Annotated in this window: 6 protein-coding genes; 3 read left to right on the top strand and 3 right to left on the bottom strand. The window is 73.9% G+C overall.

Annotated features, from left to right (window positions below; genetic code table 11):
* Window positions 1-1,134 (top strand): HtaA domain-containing protein (locus tag ACFW1I_RS37765; protein WP_384678553.1); only part of this gene is annotated, 1,134 nt, incomplete at its 5' end.
* Between the two features lie 75 nt (window positions 1,135-1,209).
* Window positions 1,210-1,887: a PhzF family phenazine biosynthesis protein gene (locus tag ACFW1I_RS37770; protein WP_384678555.1), complete on the top strand. Its 678-nt coding sequence runs from the start codon at window positions 1,210-1,212 to the stop codon at window positions 1,885-1,887.
* On the opposite strand, the gene ACFW1I_RS37775 is transcribed toward ACFW1I_RS37770, so the two are convergent.
* Window positions 1,877-2,527, bottom strand: coding sequence for a heme oxygenase (biliverdin-producing) (locus tag ACFW1I_RS37775; RefSeq protein ID WP_384678556.1), 651 nt, complete (start codon window positions 2,525-2,527; stop codon window positions 1,877-1,879). The genes ACFW1I_RS37770 and ACFW1I_RS37775 overlap by 11 nt on opposite strands.
* Window positions 2,528-2,657: 130 nt before the next feature.
* Entirely contained in the window at window positions 2,658-3,515 is an 858-nt protein-coding gene (map, locus tag ACFW1I_RS37780) for a type I methionyl aminopeptidase (RefSeq protein WP_384678558.1), read from the bottom strand.
* A 61-nt stretch (window positions 3,516-3,576) separates the two neighbouring features.
* Between map and ACFW1I_RS37785 the strand changes: the two genes are divergently transcribed.
* Complete coding sequence (locus tag ACFW1I_RS37785; RefSeq protein ID WP_319007359.1) at window positions 3,577-3,807, top strand: hypothetical protein; 231 nt, start codon at window positions 3,577-3,579, stop codon at window positions 3,805-3,807.
* Window positions 3,808-3,840: 33 nt separating this feature from the next.
* Here the strand turns inward: ACFW1I_RS37785 and ACFW1I_RS37790 are convergent, their stop codons facing one another.
* Window positions 3,841-5,130, bottom strand: a complete 1,290-nt coding sequence (locus ACFW1I_RS37790) for an MFS transporter (protein WP_384678560.1) — start codon at window positions 5,128-5,130, stop codon at window positions 3,841-3,843.
* Window positions 5,131-5,651: the final 521 nt, after the last annotated feature.

The raw sequence follows: 5,651 nt of genomic DNA on the forward strand, positions 1-5,651 counted from the left end.
ACCGGCGTCCGACCCGGCCGGGGCGCCGACGGCGCGATGGTCTTCAAGGACATCCCGGCCGAGCTCACGAAGGACGGCGCCGCCGCGTTCGCCGGCTTCTACAAGGAGGGCGACGCCCTCGACGCCGCCACCCTCACCGTGAAGGCCGACGCCCGCCCGACCACCCCGCCCACCACGCCGCCGCCCACCACCACGCCCCCGACCACCCCGCCGACCACGCCTCCGACGACCCCGCCGACCACGCCGGCCCCGACCACCACCGCCCCGACCGGGACCGCGAGCCCGACCGCCACGACGCCCGCCGAGGACCCGGCCGGTGTCGTCGCCGGGCGGCTCACCTGGGGCGTCCTGGAGCGCTGGCGGGTGTACGTCGACGAGCGCTGCGGCGGCACCGTCACCCCGGCCGCCGGCGCGACGACGTCCGGCTCCGCGTACGCCTTCCAGGTCGAGGAGGCCGAGCTCGACGCGGACGCCCGTACCCTCACCGCCTCCTTCACCGGCCGCGTCGACTTCGTCTGCGCCGCGCACGGCATCGACTGGCGGATCGGCGGCGTGAAGCTCACCGCCGACGGCACCACGGGCAGCCTCACCGCCGACGTCACCACCGCCTCCGGCACCAGGAAGGGCGTGCGCTTCGCCGCCCTCGACCTGACGAAGGCCGACTGGACGCCGAAGGACGAGGTCGTCACCCTCGCCGCGCTGCCCGCGAAGCTGACCGCCGACGGCGCCGCCCTCTTCGCCGCCCCCGGCGGTGCCTCGTACTACGACGCGGGCCTCGCCCTCGACCCCGTGACCGTCTCCCTCGCCCTCGACGAGGACGCCGCCCTGCCGCCCGCGACCACGGGCCCGACCGCCTCCACCGGTACGGGCACGACCGGTTCGGGATCCACCGGTACGGGCTCCACCGGTTCGGGCACGACGGGCGCCGGAACCGTCGGCGGCGCGGGCACGGTCGGGGGCGCCGGCACGGTCGGGGGAGGCTCCGGCGCCCTCGCCGCCACCGGCGCCTCGGCGCCCACCGGCCTCCTGGCCGGCGCCGCCGCGCTGATCGTCGCCGCCGGCGGCGCGGTCGTCCTCGCGGCCCGCCGCCGCACCGGCACCGGCACCGGCACCGGCACCGGCGCCGAGAGCTGACCACGCGCACAGGGCCGCACCCCCGGAAACGGAGGTGCGGCCCTGTCGCCTGCCCCTGGATGGTTCAATTCCGCCATGAACACGACTGGCGAGACCGGCACCGAGATCGACGTCCTGCGGGTCTTCTGCGCGGGCGACGGCCGCCACGGCAACGCCCTCGGAGTCGTACGGGACGGGCGCACCCACCCCGACGAGGCGTCCCGGCAGGCGCTCGCGAAGGAACTCGGCTTCAGCGAGACCGTGTTCGTCGACGACCCCGAGCGCGGCCTCGTCGACATCTACACCCCCGGACTGCGGCTCCCCTTCGCCGGGCACCCCCTCGTCGGCACCGCCTGGCTGCTCGACCTGGAGGTGATCTGCCCGCCCGCCGGCGAGGTGTGGGTGCGCGGCGACGGCGAGTTCACCTGGATCGAGGCCCGCGCCGAGTGGGCGCCGCCGCGCACCCTGCGCCAGTACGGCTCCGCCGCCGAGGTGGACGCCTTGGAGGTGCCGCCGCCGGGGGAGTGGGTCTACGCCTGGGCGTGGGAGGAGGAGGCCGCCGGACGGATCCGGGCGCGCGCCTTCCCCGGCCGGGGCGACGGCATCGACGAGGACGAGGCCACCGGCGCCGCGGCCCTGCTGCTCACCGCCGCGCTGGGCCGGGCCCTGAACATCACGCAGGGCCGGGGTTCGCAGCTGCTCACCGCCCCCGGCCCCGACGGCATCGTGGAGTTGGGCGGACGGGTCCGCCTGGAGGGCACGCTCACGCGCTGAGCGGGAACTCGCCCCCCAGCTCGCGGAAGACGGCCGTGTTGAAGGCGAAGGCCCGCTTGCACTCGTCGACGATCCGCTGCTTCTCCAGGTCGTCCGCGTTCACCCCGTCGAGGAGTTCGCGGTAGGCGCGCTTGAACGCCGCCGGGTTGCCGATCGCGTCGAAGACGTAGAACCGCACGCCGTCGCCCTTGCAGTCGAAGCCCCAGGTCCGCTCGGCCTTGTCGCGGATGATCTGACCGCCCGACAGGTCGCCCAGGTAGCGCGTGTAGTGGTGGGCGACGTAACCGGCGGGCCACTCGCGGGCGCACTCGGCGACCCGCGCCGCGTACGCCTCGGTGGCCGGCAGCGCCGTGGCGCCGGCGCGCCACTCCGGGCCGCGCAGATGGGCGAGGTCCGCCTCCAGGGCGGCCGTGCGGAACAGCTCGGGCTGTATGAACGGCCCGGCGACCGGGTCCTCGCGCAGCGCCTCCGCGCCCTCCTCCAGGGCCCGGTACACGAACCACAGCTGTTCGGTGTAGCGGGCGTAGGCGTCCACCCCGAGCCGCCCGCCGAGGAGGTCGCCCATGAAGGACGAGGTCTCCGCCTCCGTGTGCTGCTCGTGCGAGGCCGTGCGGATCAGGGTGGAGAAGGGGGTGTCCAAGGCGTGCCTCCGGGACCGATGGGGCGGGAACCAGTGACGATGGTGCCAAGTTAGGCTTACCTAAGTCAACCGGTTCCCGACGACCTGTCGGTAAAAGATGTACCCCGTGGACGGTCGGGGGAACGTAAGTTCAGGGAAGCGTCAGAATGTCCGCCCCCGTCTCGGTCACCACCAGGGTGTGCTCGAACTGGGCCGTCCGCTTGCGGTCCTTCGTCACCACGGTCCAGCCGTCGTCCCACATGTCGTACTCGTGGGTCCCGAGGGTCAGCATCGGCTCGATCGTGAAGGTCATGCCGGGCTGGATGACGGTCGTGTGGTGGGGCGAGTCGTAGTGCGGGACGATCAGGCCGGAGTGGAAGGACGAGTTGATGCCGTGCCCGGTGAAGTCGCGGACGACGCCGTAGCCGAAGCGCTTGGCGTACGACTCGATGACCCGGCCGATGATGTTGATCTGCCGGCCCGGCTTCACCGCCTTGATGGCGCGGTTCAGGGACTCCCGGGTGCGCTCCACGAGCAGCCGCGACTCCTCGTCGACGTCGCCGCAGAGGTAGGTGGCGTTGTTGTCGCCGTGGACGCCGTCGATGTACGCCGTGACGTCCAGGTTCACGATGTCGCCGTCCCGCAGGACGGTGGAGTCCGGGATGCCGTGGCAGATGACCTCGTTGATCGAGGCGCACAGCGACTTGGGGAAGCCGCGGTAGCCCAGCGTGGACGGATAGGCGCCGTGGTCGCACATGAACTCGTGCGCGACCCGGTCGAGCTCGTCGGTGGTGACACCGGGGGCGATGTGCTTGGCGGCCTCCTCCATCGCCTGAGCGGCGATGCGGCCGGCGATCCGCATCCGTTCGATCGTGTCGGAATCCTGCACCTCGGGCCCCGTGTACGGGGTGGGAGCGGGCTTCCCGACGTACTCGGGGCGGCGGATCGAGCCCGGGACGGAGCGGGTGGGGGAGAGCTCCCCCGGAACGAGAAGCGACTGGCCAGACATGCCAGCGAGTCTAACGACCGCGTCTGGGGCAGCATGGTCCCGAAGGAAGGAGCCGACGACCATGGCCCTGTTCAAGAAGCGCCCGACCGCCAAGCCGGGCGAGTGGTACTACTGCCTGGAACACAAGAAGGTCGAGGAAGGGCCCGAATGCCCGGCGAAGAACCGATTCGGCCCCTACGCCACCCGTGAGGAGGCGTCCCACGCCATGGAGACCGCCCGCGAGCGCAACCTGGAGTGGGAGACCGACCCCCGCTGGCACGACGCGCCCCGCCCGGACGAGAGCCAGGACTGACGGCAGGGCCGACGGCGCGCGGCCGGGCCCGTGTCACGCGGTCCCGGCCGTCGCCGTCGCCTCCTGCTGCGCCTTGCGGCGCAGGGCGTCCTCGTCCGTGGCGGAGTCGTACCCGAGCAGCCTGGGCAGCGCCAGGCACAGCAGGCCCACCGAGGCCACACAGGCGACGCCGCCCGCCCAGACGGCGGTACGGGTCCCGGTCCAGCCGGCCATCACACCGGCCCGCACCTGGCCGAGCTGCGGGCCCACGCTGTACGAGAGCACCTCGATGCCCGCCAGCCGGCCGCGCAGCTCCTCCGGGATCGTCTGGTTCCAGATCGTCGAGCGCCCCAGCCCGCTCAGCATGTCCCCGGCACCCGCGAACGCCAGGCACAGCAGCACCAGCCACACGTTCCCGAACCAGCCCGCGCCCGCGATCGCCAGCCCCCAGCCGGCCGCGCCACCGGCCACGAGCAGCCCGTGCCGCCGCACCTTCGACGTCCAGCCGCTGGTCAGACCGAGCACCAGCGAGCCGACCGAGCCCGCCGCGTACATCAGGCCCAGCGACCACGGTGCGTCCAGCTCGTCCGCGAGGAACGGGAAGACCGCGTTCGGGAAGGCGAAGACCATCGCCGCCAGGTCGATCGCGTACGTGCCCAGCAGCACCGGCCGCGACCAGGCGTACCGCGCGCCCTCCGCGATCGACCGCAGCGACGGCTTCTCCGCGTCGTGCGCGGGCGGCGCGGGGGAGAGGCGCCGGCACATCAGCACCGACACCGCGAACCCGGCCAGCGTCACCGCGTACGCCGTGGCGTGCCCCGCGTAGGCCACCACCAGGCCCGCCACCGCCGGCCCCGCGATCGCCCCCAGCTGCCAGCGCAGCGAGTTCAGCGCCGCCGCCGCGGTCTGCTGCTCGTGCGGCACGATCCGGGCGAGCAGCGAGTCGAGCGCCGGCCGCTGGAGCCCCGCGAGCGCGGACACGCCCGCCGCGACCACGTACAGCGGCCACAGCAGCGGCTCGCCGAGCAGCGCGTTCAGGAGCAGCAGCAGCGCGAGCAGGCCGAGCCCCGCCTCCGTGCCGACGATCACCCGCCGCCGGTCCACCGCGTCCGCCAGCGCCCCGCCGTACAGCCCGAAGACCACCAGCGGCACCAGCTCCACCGCGCCCATCGCGCCCACGGCGAGCGGCGAGTCCGTCAGCTCCTTGATCTGCAGCGGCAGCGCGACCATCGCCATGGCACTGGCGAAGTAGGTCACGAGCCCCTGCCCCCACAGCAGCCGGAAGTCCCGGGACGACCGCCAGGGCGAGGTGTCGGGCAGCACGGCCACGAGCCGCGAACGCAAGGAGGAAGAAGCCACGACCCCCCATGCTCCGCCCACCCCCACCCCCGATCAACCGATTTCCCACCACGCGGGCCGGTGCCCACCCTCCCGTCCGGCTACGCGCCGGGCCCGTCTTCCGGGCGGCACCCGTTCGCCACACCCCCGTGCGGGCAGGCGTTCCGCAGGCCGGTGCCCACCCTCACGCCCGGCTACGCGCCGGGCCTGTCTTCCGGGCGGGGCCCGTTAGCCGCACCTCCGTGCTAGCAGGCGTTCCGCGGGGCGGTGCCCACCCTCCCGTCCGGCTACGCGCTGGGCCCGGCCTTCTGGGCGGCGCCGTTCGCCGCACCTCCGTGTGGGCAGGCGTTCCGCAGGGCGGAACGGGTGGGCACACGGAACGGCGCCGCCTGCCGCGCCCAGGCTTCTGCGCCTGAACCCGCACCGGTTGTACGGCTCCGTACGGGTGCGGGTCCAGGCTCGGGGCGCGGAGGCCCCCCAGAGGGTTACGGTTGGGTGGGGGGGACCCACCACCCCACCCCCCCACA

Source organism: Streptomyces sp. NPDC058955 (assembly GCF_042741435.1).
In the GTDB taxonomy this organism is placed as follows: Bacteria; Actinomycetota; Actinomycetes; order Streptomycetales; family Streptomycetaceae; genus Streptomyces.